The organism is Serinicoccus sp. CUA-874, assembly GCF_001942225.1.
Lineage (GTDB): Bacteria > Actinomycetota > Actinomycetes > Actinomycetales > Dermatophilaceae > Ornithinicoccus > Ornithinicoccus marinus.
On the sequence record NZ_MKJZ01000011.1, the window covers coordinates 249,556 to 265,916 of the forward strand.

A 16,361-nucleotide genomic window follows, 5' to 3' on the forward strand; every position below is an offset into this window, starting at 1 on the left:
GTCGCGAATGGTTGCCTGCCCTCAGGCCTGGGCGGTGTAGCCGGCCTCCTCGACGGCCGCGCGGGCGGCCTCGAGATCGAGCGGCCCGTCGGAGGTGACGAAGACGTCGGTGTCGCCGCCCTTGACGAGGTCGTCGACGCGCACGTCGAGGACGCCGTCGACCTCGGTGAGCTCCTCGGTCACCGAGGCGACGCAGTGGCCGCAGGTCATGCCGGAGACGACGAGCTTGGTGGTCTGGTTGGAGACGGGAGTATCGGTCATGGGGTGCTCCTTCGCGATGGTGGGGTATGCCGGTGGCTGCGTCGGCGGCACCGTAGGCCGCCGGGCTGGGCGCCGGCTGGTGTCAGCTGCGGACGAGCCGTGCGATGGCCGCCGAGGCCTCGCGGACCTTCTCGTCCTTGGCGTCCTCGGACTCCGCGGCGGCGTCGACGACGCAGTGCGCGATGTGGTCCTCGAGCAGCCCGAGGCTGACCGACTGCAGCGCCTTGGTGGCCGCGCTGACCTGGGTCAGCACGTCGATGCAGTAGGTGTCCTCCTCGACCATGCGGGCGATGCCCCGCACCTGCCCCTCGATCCGGCGCAGGCGCTTGAGGTAGTCGTCCTTGGACCCGGTGTATCCGTTCACAGCCACGGCAACAGCATACCCCCTATGGGTATTCTTGCCAACCCTTGGTGCAGCCGTCCGACGACGACGGTAGGCGAGGGCCGGCCCGTCCGGCAGGCGGCGCGGGCGGGCGGTGGCTACCGTGACGGGATGAGCGAGCAGAGCAGCACGTCAGGGTCCGAGGAGTCCGACGCCCGGCAGGAGGCCGCCGAGCACGTGGTCGACCGGGTGGAGAGTTGGGACGAGGGCGCGGAGCCCGAGACGATCCGGGAGGACCTGGAGGAGGGCATGGCCCAGGCCGAGGTCGAGGTCGACGAGCGCGACCTGGACCAGATGGCCACGCAGATCCATGACCAGGGGAGCACCGACACCCCCGAGGTGGGGTGAGAGCTGGGGTGCGTCTGCTCCTCCTGGCCGACACCCATGTGCCGAAGCGGGCGAAGGACCTGCCGGCGCCGGTGTGGGACCGCGTAGCGGAGGCCGACGTCGTGGTCCACGCCGGGGACTGGGTCACCCCCGACCTGCTGGACACCCTCGAGCAGCGCTCGTCCCGTCTGGTCGCGGTGTGGGGCAACAACGACGGGCCGGAGCTGCGACGTCGGCTGCCCGAGGTGGCGCGGACCGAGATCGGCGGTCTCCGGTGGGGCGTCGTGCACGAGACCGGCTCCAAGGAGCGGCGGCAGGAGCGGATGCGCGCGGCATACCCGGACCTGGACGTCCTCGTCTTCGGGCACAGCCACATCCCCTGGGACACCGAGCACGACGGGCTGCGGTTGCTCAACCCCGGCTCACCGACCGACCGCCGGCGTCAGCCGCACTGCACCTACATGACCTGCACCGTCGCCGACGGGGCGCTCGACGAGGTGACTCTCCACCGGCTCTAGGTCGACGGGCGAGCGCTCAGATCCGCTCGACCCGGTCGGCCTGCGGTCCGCGGTCGCTCTGGCGCACCTGGTAGCGCACCCGGTCACCCGGGAGGAGCCCCTCGTCGTCACGCAGCACCGACACGTGGACGAAGAGATCGGCCCCTCCCGCGTCAGGGGTGATGAAGCCGAAGCCCCGCTCGGCGTCGTAGCGGGCGACGACCCCCTGCCCGCCACGGGCTGCGGCCCCACGGGCGTCGCCCCGGCCCGGGCCGCGAGCGTCGCGCTGCGGTGCGCCACCGGGGGCGTCGCGACGACCCGACCTGGGGCGGCTCGCGGCCGGCGCAGGGCGGCGTCCGCGGGACGAGCCGCCCGCGAGCCGGACGTCGCGGGCCTGCGGTCCCCGCTCGCTCTCGACGACGTCGAACATCACCCGGTCGCCCTCGTCCAGCACGGGGAGGTCGTCGGGCAGCGCCCGGGCGTGGACGAAGACGTCGGGGCCGCCGGAGTCCGCGGCGATGAAGCCGAAGCCCTTGTCCTCGTCGAACCACGACACCGTGCCGTCCGCGCCGTCGGATGTCGCGGCGCCCTGCCCTGCCTCCGCGCCGAGCGGGAGCAGGTGGTCGGCCTGCGGTCCCTTCTGCCCGTCGACGACGAGGAAGGCCACCCGCTGGCCCTCGGAGACGACGCCGTCGCCGACGATGGCCGTGCTGTGCAGGAAGATCTCGTCACCCCCGCCGTCAGGGGTGATGAAGCCGTAGCCCTTGGACGGCTCGTACCAGGACACGGTGCCGAGCACGCCCAGCGGTGCGTCGGCGGACCGGTCGGCCGTGACCCGGACGGCGCGTGCCTGTGGGCCGCGGTCCCCCTCACCGATCTCGAACTCGACCACCTGTCCCTCCCGGAGCACCTTGGTCGCGTCGCTGCTGAGGATCTCGGAGGCGTGGACATACAGGTCGTCCGCCCCCTCGCCGAGGGCGATGAAGCCGAAGCCTCGGTCGGTGTCGAACCAGCGGACGGTTCCTTCGGTCACGGTGGGCTCCTGGAGTGACGGGGTGAAGTGGTCTGCCTCCAGTGTCCCCGACGCCGGGCCCGGGTGGTGCACGCGCTCCGCGGGCGGCGGCTGCCAACGGTCGCGCCCAGTGGCTTAGGTATGCGGTCGGATCCGGGCCGCCGGCGCGCCCACGTGGGCCACTCGGTCGCGTAGCGGAGCGTCGGATCAGACGGGCTCGAGCGGCCGGTGCGGTCCGGGCGGGAGCGTGACCTCGATGTCCTGCCCCGGGCGGATCTCCCCGCCGCGCTCGACGACGGCCATGACGCCGGCCTTGCGGACCACGCGGACGTCCCGCGCGGTGGGTGAGCCCGTCGACGGGGCTGGATCGCCCTGCGGCGTGCCGTCCTCCTTCGCCAGGACGACCTCGAGCAGCCCCGGGCGGAAGGCGTTGATCTGGGCGCACGGGTTGCGCAGGCCGGTGAGCCGCAACGATGCGTCCCCGAGGTGCAGGACGGTATCCGTCGGGAGCCCGAGCAGGTCCACACCCCGGGTGAGCACGTTCTCGCCCAGGTCGCCGGGGGCGAGGGCATACCCCTGCTCCTCCGCCTCGGCGAAGAGCTCCGCGTGGACGAGGTGCACCTGGCGCAGGTTGGGCTGGTTAGGGTCGCGCCGCACCCGGGACCGGTGCTGCACCAGGCGCCGGCGTGGGCGTCACCGACGACACCGAGCCCGGCGACGACGCAGATGCTGTCCACCGGGACCTTGCTGAAGCGGTGCTGCTCGTCCCGGCTCACGGACACCACGTGCGGAGACATCATCTGCTCCCTCTCGACGTCAGCCGACCGGCGCGAACTCGCAGAAGCTCGCGTAGTGGTCCTCGGTGTAGTACCAGACCTCGGGGTCGACCTCGCCGCCCCCGGTCACCACGCGTTTGGCACCGCGGTGTCCGAGGCCGGGCGTCTCGACGGTGAACTCCTGGTAGTAGTCGAACGACTCGTCCGGCAGGTAGCCCTCCCGGTTCTGGAAGGTCGAGCCGTCCTTGCCGTAGTCGTAGGGGCCGCCCGCCTCGATGTCGTCGACGACCGGGTCCAGCTCGGCCGGGAGTATGCCGTCGGCGCAGGCGTCGACGTCGTCCCAGTCGCGGGTGTCGGTCCCGACCGGCTCGCCCTCCGCTGCGCCCGCCGGGGTCTCCTCCTGGGTGGGCTCGTCCGACGTGGGCCCGTCGGACGTGGGCTCGGGCGTCGTCGCGGTCGGCCTCGCCGCTGCGTTGGTCGCCTCGGACGGCTCCTCGTCGCCGGTCCAGCCGCCCTGCCCGAGCGCCAGCACGAGCACGAGCACGGCGCAGAGCACGAGCAGCACGGCGGCGACGGGGCGCGACAGCCTCACGGCTGCTCCCCGTCCTCGGCCCGGCGCGCCCCCAGGGCGACCACGGCCAGCGACTCGGCGTCGTCGAGGATCTCCGAGAGGATCCACCAGGCGCGCCCGTCCCGCTCGGCGAGGGCACCGGCGTCCGCCCAGAGCAGGGCCACCTCCTGCCCGTCCCAGACCTCCCCGAGGTCGCGCAGCGCGTCGGCGAGAGCGTCGAGGTTGGTGGCCGCGGTCGGCGGCAGCCGCAGCGCCTGGGCGACCTGCGCCTGCGTCTCGCGCAGACCGCCGCCGCGCGGGGTGGTCACCTCGGCGACGGCATACCCTGCCTGCGCGAAGTGGGCGCGCGCGTCCTCGGCGCGCTCGGCGGGGAGGATGATCACCGCTGGTCCAGGTGGGCGACGAGCTCGGGGGCCAGGCCGACGTAGGTCGCCGGGGTGAGCGCGACCAGCCGCTCCTCCTCGTCCTCCGGCAGCCCCAGGCCGCGGACGAAGTCCACGAGCTCGGCCTGCCCGATCCGCCGCCCGCGGGTCAGCTCCTTGAGCCGCTCGTAGGGGTTGCTCATCCCCTCCACGCCCCGCGCGGCCAGCGCCCGCATGACCGACTGGATCGGCTCGGCGAGCACCTCCCAGTTGCGGTCGAGGTCGGCGGCCATGGCCTCCGGGACGGCGTCCAGCCCGGACAGGCCGCGGCTCACATTGTCCAGCGCGAGGAGGCCGTGCCCGAGGGCGGAGCCGATGTTGCGCTGCATCGAGGAGTCGGTGAGGTCGCGCTGCAGCCGGCTGGTCACCAGCGTCGTGGCGAGCACGTCGAGCAGCGCGTTGCTGACCTCCAGGTTGGCCTCGGCGTTCTCGAAGCGGATCGGGTTGACCTTGTGCGGCATCGTGCTCGAGCCCACGGTGCCTTGCCCGCGGACCTGCGCGAAGTACCCCAGGGAGATGTAGGTCCACATGTCCGTCGCCAGGTTGTGCAGGATGCGGTGGAAGCGCGCGACGTCGGCGTAGAGCTCGGCCTGCCAGTCGTGGCTCTCGATCTGGGTGGTGAGCGGGTTCCACTCCAGCCCGAGGTGCTCGACGAAGGAACGGCTGATCTGCTGCCAGTCCGCGCCCGGGACCGCCTCGACGTGCGCCCCGTAGGTGCCGGTGGCCCCGTTGAGCTTGCCCAGGTATGCCACCCCCTCGACCCGGCGCAGCTGTCGCGTCAGCCGGTGCGCCAGCACCGCCAGCTCCTTGCCCATCGTCGTCGGCGTGGCCGGCTGCCCGTGCGTGTGCGCGAGCAGCGGGACCTCGGCGAGCTCGTGCGCCATGGCCGACAGCTGGTCAACCAGGGCGCGAGCCCGCGGCAGCCAGACCTCCTGCACCGCGCCCTGCACCATGAGCGCGTACGACGTGTTGTTGATGTCCTCGCTGGTGCAGGCGAAGTGGATGAGCTGCCCCAGCGCCTCGGCCCGGGAGGTCCCCTCGCGCCCCCGCCCTCGCTCTCGGCGTCCGACCCGGTCAGTAGGTCGACGAGCCGACCGCGCAGGAAGTACTCGATGGCCTTCACGTCGTGCACCGTCTCGGCCTCGATGACCTTCAGCTCAGCGATCGAGTCGGCGTCGAAGTCGACCACCAGGGCCCGCAGGGCCTCCTGCTCCTGCGCCGAGAGGCCGGGGGCGCGGGCACCACGTCGTGCCCGACGAGGTGCAGCAGCCACTCCACCTCGACGTGCAGCCGCGCCCGGTTCAGCGCCGCCTCGGAGAGGTGGTCCACGAGCGGCGCGACCGCGCCGCGGTACCTCCCGTCCAGGGCACCCAGGGCGATGCTGGGGGCGAGCTCGGCGAGCGGCGTGCGGGCAGCGGGGAGCGGCATACCGGCATTGTGGCAGGCAGTGGCGACGGCCCAAGCATCGTCGGTGTCAACTTCGGGTTGACTGGCTTTGGCGTCAAGACTATGTTGACATCATGACGACACCACAGGACCGTATGCGCACCTTCCGGATGACCTCGGGGGTGGCGGTGATCCTCGCGGGCTTCGTGAGCTACTACGTCTCCCGGCTGATCGACGGCGGCTTCTGGCACGGCTTCTTCCAGGGCGCGACCATGGCGCTCATGGTCCTCGGCGCCTTCCTCGTCGGGAGCGGGCGGTGGCCGGGGCGCCGTCGTGACGGCGACGAGGAGCAGCACTGGCTGCCGAGCCGGGACGGGCGATGACTGGTCCGGCGCAGGGCGCGCCGCGGGAGGAGGACGAGGACCTCGTCGTCGCCCTGGGGAGGGTGATCGTCGGCGACGGGGGAGAGGTGTCGGTGGCCGGTGGCACGCTGGAGACGGAGGAGCACCTCCGGCTGGTGCGGCGGTGCGCCGAGGCCCACGAGGGCACGGCGGCGTTGCTGCGGCAGGCGGTCGGCTCGGCCCGCGGTGCGGGCGTGAGCTGGGCGCGGCTCGGGGCGGAGCTGGGTCTGTCCCGGCAGGGTGCGCAGCAGCGGTTCGGCGAGTCCGCCGGGCCGGGGGAGGAGGACGACGATGGAGCGGACCAGCGGTGGTTGGGCCCGGTCACCGCCGTGGACGAGATGGGCGAGCTGGAGCTCGCGGGCGAGCTGGGGTGGCACACCGTCGAGGCCGGGATGTTCCGGCACCGGATGGTGCGGACCGGCACGCGGTGGGAGCACCGGCGGGTGATCTGGACCCGGCCCGTCCGGCACTACCTCACCGAGGGGTGGCAGGTGGGGGCGCGGGCCTTCCCGTGGCTCTACTTGGTGCGGGACACCGGGCTCCCGGTGGGCGACGCGTCCTGAGCTGCCGGCGCCGCGGTCAGCGCTTCTTGGCGTCCGGGTCGATCTCGTCGGCGCTCACGTAGTCGCCGGTGACGCGGTCGCGGTGCTCGCGAGCGATGCGGGTGGCCTCCTCAGCCTCCTGGTGCAGCTTGTCGGCGTGCTGCTGGGCCTCGCGCGCCTTGCCCTGCAGCTCCTTGGCGCGCTCCTCGGCGCTCTGGGCGTAGGACTCGCCGGACTGCGCCTTCTCGCGGAGTCCGGCCGCCTCCTCGCGGGCGGCCGCCAGCCGCTTGTTGCGCGCGACGACCGCCCAGGCGGCCAGCGCCGCCACCACGACGACGGCGATGACGACGATCCAGACGATGGCCGAGGTGTCCATGACCGGCAACCTAGCCGATGTGCTGCGGGACCGCTCGGCCGTCCGCTGCGTCTGCGGCACTCCGGCCGACCCGGTGCTCGGTCCAGCGTCCGGTCACCGGCGCGGTGTGGCTGACGAGCACGACCGCCCGGCCACCGCCCACCCTGTCCAACAGGCCGCCCAGGGCCCGCTGCGCCGTCGCGTCGTCGAGGTGGGCCGTCGGCTCGTCGAGCAGCACAACCGGCCGCTCCGAGAGCAGCGCCCGGGCCAGCGCGAGCCGGCTGCGCTCACCGCCGGACAACCCTGTCAGCGGGGTGTCGAGACCGTGCGGCAGTGTGCCGAACCAGCCACCCAGGTCGACCGCCACGACGGCGGCCAGCAGCTGCTCGTCGGTGCGCCCGGCGCCGCCAGGGCGAGGTTGGCGCGCACCGACCCGGCGAAGGCGTGCGGCTCGTCGTCGACGACGGCCAGCAGCGCTCGGGTCTGCTCCAGGTCCAGGGCACGCACGTCCGAACCGCACCGGCACCCTTGGCCCGTGTCCGCGTCCGCGCCGGCCAGCAGGTAGTCCCCGCCGCTCGGGTCGAGGTGGCGCGCCAGCACGGCGAGGGCGGTCGACTTGCCGGCACCGTTGGGTCCGCTGAGGCGGATGCGGTCGCCCGGCTCCACGACGAGGTCCAGCAGGTGCAGGTCGGGGAGCGTGGACCCGGCGGGGGGCCTGGCACCGGTCGCCCCGTCCCCGGCCGCTCCGGCCGCACCGTCCGCCCGGGGCGCCCACCGGGCCGAGGCCCCGCGCAACTCCAGCACGGGCGGTGCGGGTGGCACCGGGGTGGTGCCCCGGCCGGCGACGGCCGGCTCCTGACCGACGAGCGCCTCGAGGCGTGCCGCCGCCGACCGGGCGCGGGCCCGGGCGCCCGCCACCTCGGGCAGGCCGGCCCAGGCGTCGGCCAGCGCGAGCGGCACCAGCGCCACGAGCGCGGCGTAGGGCCCGCTCAGCGTCCCCTCCGCCCGCGCCCCCCAGGCGAGCAGGCCCACGAGCGTCGCGGTGACGGCCACGACCACCCACGTGGCGGCGAGCCCGGCCGCCCGGGCCCGGGTGAGCCGGGCCTCGCTGCGCCGCTGCGCCGCCTCCGCCTGCAGCACCGGGGCGACCAGCTCCCGATGCCCGCCCACGGTCCCGGCGACGGCCTGGACCGCGAGCAGGTTCGCGACCAGGGCGGTGACCCGGTCCCGGACCTCGCCGCGCTGCGCCACGGCGGCGTCCTGCGCGGGGCGCTCCACGGCATACCCGAGGACGGTGAGGAGGGCGACGAGGAGACCACCGGCGGCCACGACGAGACCCGCGATCGGCAGGTGCCAGCCCGCGATGGCCGCCCCGACGAGGGTGGCGAGGAGGGTGGACCAGGCGGGCACGCTCACCCGCACGTGCTCGTCGACGACGTCCTCGAGGTCCCGGGCGGCGGCGGTGAGCACCTGTCCGCGGCTGCGTCGCCCCAGCCGGGCGGGGGTGAGCGGGATGAGAGCGGCGTAGAGGTCGGCCCGCCGCCGGGACAGGTCGTCGAGGGCCACGTCGTGGCTGACCACGCGCTCGGCGTAGCGGAACACCGGCCGGAAGATGCCGAACGCCCGTACCCCGACGATCGCCACGAGCAGGGTCAGCACGACGGGCATGGTCGAGGCCTGCACGATGAGCCACCCCGAGGTCGCGGTCAGCGCCACCCCGCAGCCGACCGACGCACCGCCCAGCAGGCAGGCCAGCGCCAGCCCGCGGCGACCGCGCGGGGTGCGCAGGGGCGCGACCTCACCGGGGCGGCGACCGTCGGCTGGCTCCTGGTCAGCCCCGGTCGGGTGGGGTGCCGCGGCCGGGTCGGTCGGACGGCCGGCCTGCGGAGCCGGGTCCGCAGCGGCGGCGTCGAGGCGCCACCGGTCGTCCGCGAGCGCGGCCAGGTAGCAGTCGTGGGTCACGACGACGAGCCGACGCGTGTGGGCGAGCCCGGTGATGACCTGGTGCAGGACGGGTATGCCGTCCACCGCCACGTTGGCCGTCGGCTCGTCCAGCAGGAGCAGCGGCGCCGGGGAGAGGGTGGCGCGGGCGAGGGCGAGCCGGGCCCGCTGACCGGCCGACAGGCCGAACCCGTCGTCCCCGAGCCGGGTGTCCAGCCCGTGCCGGTCAGCCAGCTGCGCCCACAGCCCGACCTCGGTCAGCGCCGCGGTCATCGCGGCGTCGGTCGCGTCCGGGGCGGCGGTCGCGAGGTTGTCGCGCACGGTGCCCGGCAGCAGCAGCGGCCGCTGGGTCGCCAGGTGGGCCGCGGGGGCGCTGACCGTCCCGGACGCGGGGGTGCGCAGCCCCGCGAGCAGCTCCAGCACCGTCGTCTTGCCGGCCCCGCTGGGCCCGGTCAGCACGGTCAGGCCGGGCCCGGACGACGTCGTGAGGGTCAGCCCGTCCAGGGTGCGGACCCGGCCGGGGTGGGCGTAGGAGACCTCGGCGAGCCCGATGGGCCGCCCGGCCGGTGTCGCCGGACGGGCACCACGGGCACGACGGGCCTCCCCCAGCACCCCGTCGTCGGCCAGCTCCTGCAGCACCTGCGCCCCGTCGGCGGCGTTGTGGAACTCGGCGCGACCCGGCGGACCGGCCAGTACGCCTCGGGCGCCAGCAGGATCGCGGTGAGCCCGACGACGAGGTCCATCCCCCCGTGCGCCAGCCGGAGCCCGACCGCCACTGCCACCATCGCGACCGAGATCGTCGCCAGCAGCTCCAGCGCGGCCGTCGACAGGAAGGCCGTCCGCAGCGTGGCGACGCTCGCCCGCCGGTGCCGCTCCCCGACCTCGCGCACCACGTCCACCTGCGCTCGCGCCCGCCCGTAGGCCACCAGCGTCGGCAGGCCCCGCATCACGTCGAGGAAGTGCCCGGCCAGCAGCTCCATCGCGCCCCACCGCCGCGCCGTCTCGTCACGCGTATGCATGCCGATGAGCGCCGCGAAGACCGGCAGCAGCGGCAGCGTCAGCACGACGATGAGCGCGCTCCACGGGTCCACCACCACGAGGGCGACCAGCGCCAGCGCCGGCACCACGGCCGCGGTGACGAGCGCGGGGAGGTAGCGGGCGACATACGGCTCGAGGGCGGAGACCCCGTCGGTGGCGCGGGTGAGCGCGACCTCGGTGCCCGGCCGCCCCTCCACCGGCCGCGCCAGCCAGTGCCGCAGCAGCGCCTCCCGCACGATCCCGACCACGCGCAGCCCGGCGCGCCGGGCGACCAGCTCGCCCGCGCCGGCGAGCAGCCCGCGCGTCACCAGCAGCGCGACCAGCCAGCCGAGGTATGCCGTGAGTTCCTCGCGCTCGCCCCGCACCACCGCGCCGACGACGAGGGCGAGGGTCACCGCCTGCGCGATCGCGACGACCCCCGAGAGGACGCCGACGACGGACAGCGAGGCCACCGGGCCGCGGGTCGCCGGGAGGGCCCGCAGCAGGTCGGGGTCGAAGGGTCGCACCGGCTCAGTGTCGCTGGTCGTGCGGGCGCGCGGGCACGGGGCTCCACGCCCGCCGTCGCTGCCTCACGTCAGCGGCCCGCCCCGACCTGGTCGCCCTCCACGACGGCGGCGTGGTGCACCTGCGTCGGGATGTGGTGCCCCGAGACCCGCTTGCGGAAGGTCCAGTAGCTCCAGGAGGTGTAGATCAGCATGATGGGGGTGAAGACCAGCGCGACGACGGTCATGATGCCCAGCGTCTTCTGGCTCGAGCTGGCGTTCTGCGTGGTCAGCGACCACGCCGGGTCCAGGCTGGAGGGCATCACGTCGGGGAAGAGCGCCAGGAAGAGCGAGGCGGTGGCCAGCCCGATCGCGGCGAAGGTGCCGGTGAAGGCCCATCCCTCCCGACCGCGGCCGGCCATCAGTAGGCCCCCGACGAGGCTGGCCGCGGCGATGCCGGTGACCGCCCATGACAGACCCGATCCGCTGCGTGCCTGCAGGATCGCGAGCCAGGCCACGGCCAGCACCGCGGCGACCAGACCGAGCCGGATCGCCAGGGCGCGGGCGTCGTGGCGCAGCTGCCCGTCGGTCTTGAGCGCGACGAAGAGTGCGCCGTGGGTGAGGAAGAGGGTGAGCGTGGTGAGCCCGCCGAGCAGCGCGACCGGTCCGAGGAGGTTCCAGAAGCCGCCGACATACTCCATCTCGGCGTCGATCGGCACCCCGAGCACGATGTTGGTGAAGGCGACACCCCACAGCAGCGCGGGGACGAAGGACCCCACGACGACCATCGTGTCCATCCGCGCGCGCCATGCGGCCGAGTCGACCTTGCCGCGGTACTCCAGCCCGATGCCGCGCAGGATGAGGCCCACGAGGATGAGCAGCAGCGGGAGGTAGAACCCGGAGAAGAGGGTGGCGTACCAGTGGGGGAAGGCGGCGAAGATCGCGCCGCCGGCCGTCAGCAGCCACACCTCGTTGCCGTCCCAGAAGGGGCCGATCGCCGAGAGCATCTGCCGCTTGCGCGTCTCGCCGGTATGCGCGGTCACACCGTCGGCGGGCGCCACATCGGCCCCGGGCTCGTCGCGGCCGAGGACGGGCAGCAGCATGCCGACGCCGTAGTCGAAGCCCTCGAGGCAGAAGTAGCCGATCCACAGGACGGCGATGAGGATGAACCAGATCGTGCTGAGCTCCATGATGTCCGTCCTGACTCAGTAGGTGAAGACGTAGGCGTCGTCGTCGTCGCGGGTGCGGGGGTCGTAGGACGCGTCCTCGGGGACCTGCTCGGCGCCGGCCCGTCCGTAGCGGAGCAGCAGGCCGACCTCGACGACGGCGAGCGCGCCGTAGAGGAGGGTGAAGACGGTCATCGAGGTCAGCACCTCGCCCGCGGTGGTGCCCGGGGAGACGCCAGTCTGCGTCGTCATGAGGCCCATGACCAGCCAGGGCTGGCGGCCCATCTCGGTGAACACCCACCCGAAGGTGTTGGCGAGCAGCGGCAGCAGCAGCACCGCGAGCCCGGCCCAGGCCCACAGCGGGTGGCTCATCCGGGTCTCCTCGGTCTCGCTGCCCCGGCCGCGCAGCACCCACAGGACGGCGGCGGCGATCGCCATGGCGGCGAAGCCCAGGCCCATCATGAGCCGGAAGCTCCAGTAGGTGACCGGGATGACCGGGCGGTAGTCCTCGGCGGCGGTCAGCTCGGACCCGGCGTAGGTGAGCTCGTAGCGGTCCTGGATGTTGTCGATGCCCTCGACGGCGCCCTCGAGGCTGCCGGTGGCCAGGTAGGACAGCAGCTTCGGCACCGTCAGCGCCCAGACCTCCTCGCTGCCGTCGAGGGTGCCGACGGTGATGATCGAGAAGGGGGCGCCCTCACCCTCGGGCACGTCCTCGTAGAGCGCCTCGGCGGCGGCCATCTTCATGGGCTGCACCTCGGTCATCACCTTGCCCTGCACGTCACCGGTGACGATGACGCCGAGCGAGGCGACGAGGACGGTGACCGCACCGAGCTTGGCGGCCTTGCGGTACATCGGCTTGTCCGTCGCCGGGGTCGCCTGCCGGGCCAGGTGCCACATCGCGAAGGTGAGGACGAAGCCGCCGCCGGTCATGTAGGCGGCGGTGACGACGTGCGGGTAGGCGACGAGCTGCACCGGGTTGTTGAGCACGGCCAGGAAGTCGGTGAGCTCGGCCCGTCCGGTCTCCGGGTTGAGCTCGTAGCCGACCGGGTTCTGCATGAAGGAGTTGGCCGCCAGGATGAAGTAGGCCGACAGCAGCGTCCCGATGTGCACCAGCCAGATCGCGGCGGCGTGCAGCTTCTCCGGGATCCGGCCCCACCCGAAGATCCACAGGCCGAGGAAGGTCGACTCGAGGAAGAAGGCCAGCAGCGCCTCGATGGCGAGCGGGGCGCCGAAGATGTCACCGACGAAGCGCGAGTAGTCCGACCAGTTCATCCCGAACTGGAACTCCTGGACGATGCCGGTGACCAGGCCCAGCGCGAAGTTGATGGTGAAGAGCTTGCCGTAGAACTTCGTCAGCCGCAGCCACCGCGGGTCGCGGGTGCGCATCCACTGCGTCTGCATGATGGCGACGAGCAGGGACAGCCCGATCGTGATCGGCACGAAGAAGTAGTGGTAGACGGTCGTGATGCCGAACTGCCAGCGGGCGAGATCGAGTGCTTCCACGGGAGCCTCTGGGGGTGGGAGGGAGAACTACGTGACGTCGTAAAGCATACGGTGCGTCGTCCCGGTCGACCTCCCTGGGGTCGGCTCAGCTGAACGTGAGAAACCCCACGACGGCGGCGGGCAGCGCCAGCGTCACCAGCGCCAGGAGGGTCACGGCGACGCGGGTGTGCCAGGGCGCCGGCGGGTGCGCCAGCAGACGAACCCGAGCGGTCACCTCCGGCGTGCCGGTCGCGGCCATGGCGACCAGCGCGCGGGCGAGGTCGGTCGGGCCGGTGCGCTGCTCGGCGATCCGGTCCGCCAGAGCCTCCGCCAGCAGATGCACCTCGGCCAGGGCGGCGGGCACCCGGAGCGGCTCGGGCACCGCCTCGTGCAGCACGGTGAACAGCTCCAGCAGCAGGTCGTGGCGTGCGTCGAGGTGCCCCTGCTCGTGCGCCAGGACGGCGCGCAGCTCGGCTTCCCCGAGCCGATCGAGGGCGGCGCTGGTGAGGACGATGCGGTCGCCGCGGCCCGGGAGGCAGTAGGCGCTGGGGTTGCCCTGGGCCAGGACGGTGACGTCGGGTCGGGCGATGCCGGAGGCGGCGCGGGCCGGGTCGCCCGCGAGGTGCTCTCCGACGAGGTCCACCAGCTCGCGGTGTCGGGCACGGCGGCGCCGCAGGTCGGTGCCGACCCGGTGTCCCGAGAGGAGCAACCGGACGAGCATGACACCGGAGAGCGACAGGGCGAGGCCGAGGAGCAGCGGCTGGGACAGGCCGGTGGTGAGGACCGCGACCGGGGCGGCGAGCAGGGCGCACAGCACCCCGGCCAGGCTCACCGACTGCCACAGCAGCAGGGCAGGTCCCGGCATGGAGCGCAGGGCGGTCCATGCGGGCAGCACCCGCGGGGCGAGCAGGACGAGCGCGAGCGCCGCGAGGACGACCGACGCGGTGAGCAGCGGGCCGGTCACGGCGGGGTACGGTCAGGCGCGGCGGCGCTCGACCTCGGCCAGGGCGGCGCGCAGGTCGTCGAGCTCGCCCGGGCTGGCGTCGTCGAGGAAGTGCAGCATCGCCGCGGTGCGGTCGGCCTGCACCGTGTCCAGGGCCGAGCGCAGCGCGGTCGCCGCCAGCTCCTCCCGGCTGGCTGCGGCGGAGTAGCGCCAGGCCCGCCCGTCCCGGGTGCGGTCGGCTACGCCCTTCTTGGCCAACCGGTCCAGCACCGTCATGACAGTGGTGTAGGCCAGCTCCTTGTCGTGCTCGCGCCGCGCCAGGTGGTCGATGACATCCCGGACGGACAGGTCCGGACCCTCCGACCAGAGGATCTCCATGACCACCCGCTCGAGGTCACCGAGGGAGGCGCTGCGAAGGGGCATGTCCGCGAGGATACGCCCCGAACCTGGACGCCACCCCTCGTTCCTGCACCGGACGCGTGCTCAGGCTGCACCGGACGCGTGCTCGGACCGCACCGGTATGCCCTCAGTCCGGGTAGCCCTGCGGGTTCGCCTGTTGCCACCGCCAGGTGTCGGCGCACATGTCCTCGACCGACCGGCTCGCCCGCCAGCCCAACTCGGCCTGGGCGAGCGAGGGGTCGGCATACGAGCTGGCGATGTCACCGGCGCGCCGCGCCACGATCTCGTAGGGGATCTCCTGGCCGCTGGCGCGCTCGAAGGCCGACACCAGCTCGAGCACCGAGGTGCCGCGCCCGGTGCCGAGGTTCCACACCGACAGCGGCCGCTCGTGCGTGCTGATCCACTCCAGCGCCGCGACGTGCCCCTCGGCGAGGTCCTCGACGTGGATGTAGTCGCGCACGCCGGTCCCGTCGACCGTCGGGTAGTCGTCGCCGAAGACGGAGAGCTTCTCCCGCCGCCCGACAGCGACCTGGGCGATGAAGGGCATGAGGTTGTTGGGGATGTCGGACGGGTCCTCGCCGATGCGCCCCGAGGGGTGTGCACCGACCGGGTTGAAGTAGCGCAGCAGCGCGACCTTGAGCTGCGGGTAGGCGTGGGTCACGTCGCGCAGGATCTGCTCGTTCATGACCTTGGTCCAGCCGTAGGGGTTGGTCGCCGACGTCGGCAGCCCCTCGGTCATCGGCACCGGCGCGTCCTCGCCGTAGACCGTGGCGCTGGAGGAGAAGACGAGGTAGGGCACGTCCCGGGTGACCATCGCCTCCACGAGCCGCAGCGTCGCGCCGATGTTGTTGCGGTAGTAGTCGATCGGCTTCTCCACCGACTCGCCGACCGCCTTGAACGCCGCGAAGTGGATCACTGCGTCGAAGGACTCCTGCCCGAGCAGCGAGTCGAGCTTGTCGCCGTCGGCGAGGTCGAAGGCGTGCACCGGGACGGGTATGCCCGCCAGCTCCTCCAGGCGCGGGGTCACCGAGGGCTTGCTGTTGGAGAAGTCGTCGACGACGACGACCTCGTGCCCGGCCCTGGCCAGGGCGATGACGGTGTGGGACCCGATGTATCCGGCACCGCCGGTGACGAGGACGCGCATACCGCTCATGCTGTCAGATCCCGGGCGCGCGACCGCCCGGACGCCGGGGTCAGGGCTTGAGCAGGCGCGGACTGACCGGGGCCTTCGGGTAGCCGGAGACCGCCACGGCGCTCACGACGAGGTCGTGCACCGCGCGCTGCTTCGGGTCGCGGAACGGCCACAGCACGCTGACGAGGAAGAAGATGCCGACGGTGAAGAGGCTGAGCAGGCCCAGGAGCCCGCCGCGCACGAGGCCCACGAAGCCGCCCAGCGGCGACCCGTCGGCCTCGCGGACGACCTTGAGGCCGAGCAGCGCCTTGCCGGGCGACTGCCCCTTCGCGCCGTTGAGCCAGGCGAGGTAGCCGAGCGAGGCGAGCCAGGCGAACCCGGCGAGGTCCTCGAGCGGCTCGACGATGCCGCCGACCACACCCAGGACGACGAGGACCCCGAAGAGGAGGCACCAGTCGAGCAGCGTCGCGGCGACCCGCTCACCCCAGTCGGCGTAGCGCAGCTGCGGCGGCGGTGCCGGCCGGGTGGGCGGCGTGTCCTCGGGCTGGCCGTAGGCCGACGTCGGCGACCAGGCCGGGATCGGGGGAGTGCTCCACGGCGCGGCGTCGGTGGGGCCGGTGAGGTGGTCGCGCTCGCGGTCGCGGTCCGGTGGCGGCGGTGCCCAGCTCATGGTGTCTCCTCTGCCCTGCGCCGGTCGGTCGCCGGGAGTACGGTCCCGGACGTTCGACCGGTCGACCCGCCCAACGGTCGTCCGAGAAGACCCTCGCCCTGCGGCTGGTCCAACGGTTGCTCCTGTCCCTGCACGATCACTCCTCGCCCCGGCTCCTGCATCGCCTGTGGCCACGA

The 16,361-nt window shown here is 73.4% G+C and carries 19 protein-coding genes and 2 pseudogenes; 4 read left to right on the plus strand and 17 right to left on the minus strand.

Features of this window, described 5'->3' with window-relative positions; genetic code table 11:
* Window positions 1-21: 21 nt before the first annotated feature.
* Window positions 22-261 (minus strand): heavy-metal-associated domain-containing protein, encoded by a 240-nt coding sequence (locus BJF80_RS04875; protein WP_022923278.1) that lies wholly within the window; start codon window positions 259-261, stop codon window positions 22-24.
* Window positions 262-343: 82 nt separating this feature from the next.
* The gene (locus tag BJF80_RS04880) at window positions 344-625 is read right to left on the minus strand and encodes a metal-sensitive transcriptional regulator (protein ID WP_022923277.1); all 282 of its coding nucleotides are present in this window, start codon (window positions 623-625) and stop codon (window positions 344-346) included.
* A 129-nt stretch (window positions 626-754) separates the two neighbouring features.
* Here BJF80_RS04880 and BJF80_RS18235 point away from each other — a divergent pair, with 129 nt between their 5' ends.
* A complete protein-coding gene (locus tag BJF80_RS18235; RefSeq protein WP_075811758.1) occupies window positions 755-991 on the plus strand; it encodes a hypothetical protein in 237 nt (78 codons plus the stop codon).
* Between the two features lie 8 nt (window positions 992-999).
* Window positions 1,000-1,488 (plus strand): metallophosphoesterase family protein, encoded by a 489-nt coding sequence (locus BJF80_RS04890; protein ID WP_075811760.1) that lies wholly within the window; start codon window positions 1,000-1,002, stop codon window positions 1,486-1,488.
* A gap of 16 nt (window positions 1,489-1,504) precedes the next feature.
* On the opposite strand, the gene BJF80_RS21025 is transcribed toward BJF80_RS04890, so the two are convergent.
* From BJF80_RS21025 to purB, 5 genes and pseudogenes are all read right to left on the minus strand, one after another.
* Window positions 1,505-2,500 carry a cold shock domain-containing protein gene (locus tag BJF80_RS21025; protein WP_075811762.1) on the minus strand — a complete coding sequence of 332 codons (996 nt, stop codon included), beginning with the start codon at window positions 2,498-2,500 and terminating at the stop codon, window positions 1,505-1,507.
* A gap of 186 nt (window positions 2,501-2,686) precedes the next feature.
* Window positions 2,687-3,279: pseudogene (locus BJF80_RS04900) on the minus strand (MOSC domain-containing protein).
* Between the two features lie 16 nt (window positions 3,280-3,295).
* Complete coding sequence (locus BJF80_RS04905) at window positions 3,296-3,847, minus strand: guanyl-specific ribonuclease (protein WP_075811764.1); 552 nt, start codon at window positions 3,845-3,847, stop codon at window positions 3,296-3,298.
* Window positions 3,844-4,209, minus strand: coding sequence for a barstar family protein (locus BJF80_RS04910; protein WP_075811766.1), 366 nt, complete (start codon window positions 4,207-4,209; stop codon window positions 3,844-3,846). Before BJF80_RS04910 ends, BJF80_RS04905 begins: the two co-directional genes overlap by 4 nt.
* Window positions 4,206-5,676, minus strand: a pseudogene (gene purB / locus BJF80_RS04915) (adenylosuccinate lyase). The gene BJF80_RS04910 and the pseudogene purB overlap by 4 nt, the downstream one beginning before the upstream one ends.
* 92 nt (window positions 5,677-5,768) lie before the next feature.
* Between purB and BJF80_RS04920 the strand changes: the two are divergent.
* The gene (locus tag BJF80_RS04920) at window positions 5,769-6,017 is read left to right on the plus strand and encodes a hypothetical protein (protein ID WP_143553979.1); all 249 of its coding nucleotides are present in this window, start codon (window positions 5,769-5,771) and stop codon (window positions 6,015-6,017) included.
* Window positions 6,014-6,598 (plus strand): hypothetical protein, encoded by a 585-nt coding sequence (locus BJF80_RS04925; RefSeq protein WP_022923270.1) that lies wholly within the window; start codon window positions 6,014-6,016, stop codon window positions 6,596-6,598. The genes BJF80_RS04920 and BJF80_RS04925 overlap by 4 nt, the downstream gene beginning before the upstream one ends.
* A gap of 16 nt (window positions 6,599-6,614) precedes the next feature.
* On the opposite strand, the gene BJF80_RS04930 is transcribed toward BJF80_RS04925, so the two are convergent.
* The 10 genes from BJF80_RS04930 to BJF80_RS04975 all read right to left on the minus strand — a co-directional run bounded on the left by BJF80_RS04930 (window position 6,615) and on the right by BJF80_RS04975 (window position 16,185).
* Window positions 6,615-6,953 carry a hypothetical protein gene (locus BJF80_RS04930; protein ID WP_075811770.1) on the minus strand — a complete coding sequence of 113 codons (339 nt, stop codon included), beginning with the start codon at window positions 6,951-6,953 and terminating at the stop codon, window positions 6,615-6,617.
* Window positions 6,954-6,963: 10 nt separating this feature from the next.
* Window positions 6,964-7,299, minus strand: a complete 336-nt coding sequence (locus BJF80_RS21030) for an ATP-binding cassette domain-containing protein (protein WP_075811772.1) — start codon at window positions 7,297-7,299, stop codon at window positions 6,964-6,966.
* Window positions 7,239-9,332: an ABC transporter ATP-binding protein/permease gene (locus tag BJF80_RS19750; protein ID WP_269087373.1), complete on the minus strand. Its 2,094-nt coding sequence runs from the start codon at window positions 9,330-9,332 to the stop codon at window positions 7,239-7,241. The genes BJF80_RS21030 and BJF80_RS19750 overlap by 61 nt, the downstream gene beginning before the upstream one ends.
* 32 nt (window positions 9,333-9,364) lie before the next feature.
* The gene (locus BJF80_RS04945) at window positions 9,365-10,417 is read right to left on the minus strand and encodes an ABC transporter transmembrane domain-containing protein (RefSeq protein ID WP_075811776.1); all 1,053 of its coding nucleotides are present in this window, start codon (window positions 10,415-10,417) and stop codon (window positions 9,365-9,367) included.
* A gap of 68 nt (window positions 10,418-10,485) precedes the next feature.
* Window positions 10,486-11,583 (minus strand): cytochrome d ubiquinol oxidase subunit II, encoded by a 1,098-nt coding sequence (gene cydB, locus BJF80_RS04950; RefSeq protein ID WP_075811778.1) that lies wholly within the window; start codon window positions 11,581-11,583, stop codon window positions 10,486-10,488.
* 15 nt (window positions 11,584-11,598) lie between these two features.
* Window positions 11,599-13,062, minus strand: coding sequence for a cytochrome ubiquinol oxidase subunit I (locus tag BJF80_RS04955; RefSeq protein ID WP_075811780.1), 1,464 nt, complete (start codon window positions 13,060-13,062; stop codon window positions 11,599-11,601).
* Between the two features lie 85 nt (window positions 13,063-13,147).
* Entirely contained in the window at window positions 13,148-14,005 is an 858-nt protein-coding gene (locus BJF80_RS04960) for a M56 family metallopeptidase (RefSeq protein WP_237767420.1), read from the minus strand.
* Between the two features lie 12 nt (window positions 14,006-14,017).
* The gene (locus BJF80_RS04965) at window positions 14,018-14,407 is read right to left on the minus strand and encodes a BlaI/MecI/CopY family transcriptional regulator (RefSeq protein WP_022923264.1); all 390 of its coding nucleotides are present in this window, start codon (window positions 14,405-14,407) and stop codon (window positions 14,018-14,020) included.
* A gap of 103 nt (window positions 14,408-14,510) precedes the next feature.
* A complete protein-coding gene (galE, locus tag BJF80_RS04970) occupies window positions 14,511-15,527 on the minus strand; it encodes a UDP-glucose 4-epimerase GalE (protein ID WP_075811782.1) in 1,017 nt (338 codons plus the stop codon).
* Window positions 15,528-15,576: 49 nt separating this feature from the next.
* Window positions 15,577-16,185 (minus strand): RDD family protein, encoded by a 609-nt coding sequence (locus BJF80_RS04975; protein ID WP_075811784.1) that lies wholly within the window; start codon window positions 16,183-16,185, stop codon window positions 15,577-15,579.
* Window positions 16,186-16,361: the final 176 nt, after the last annotated feature.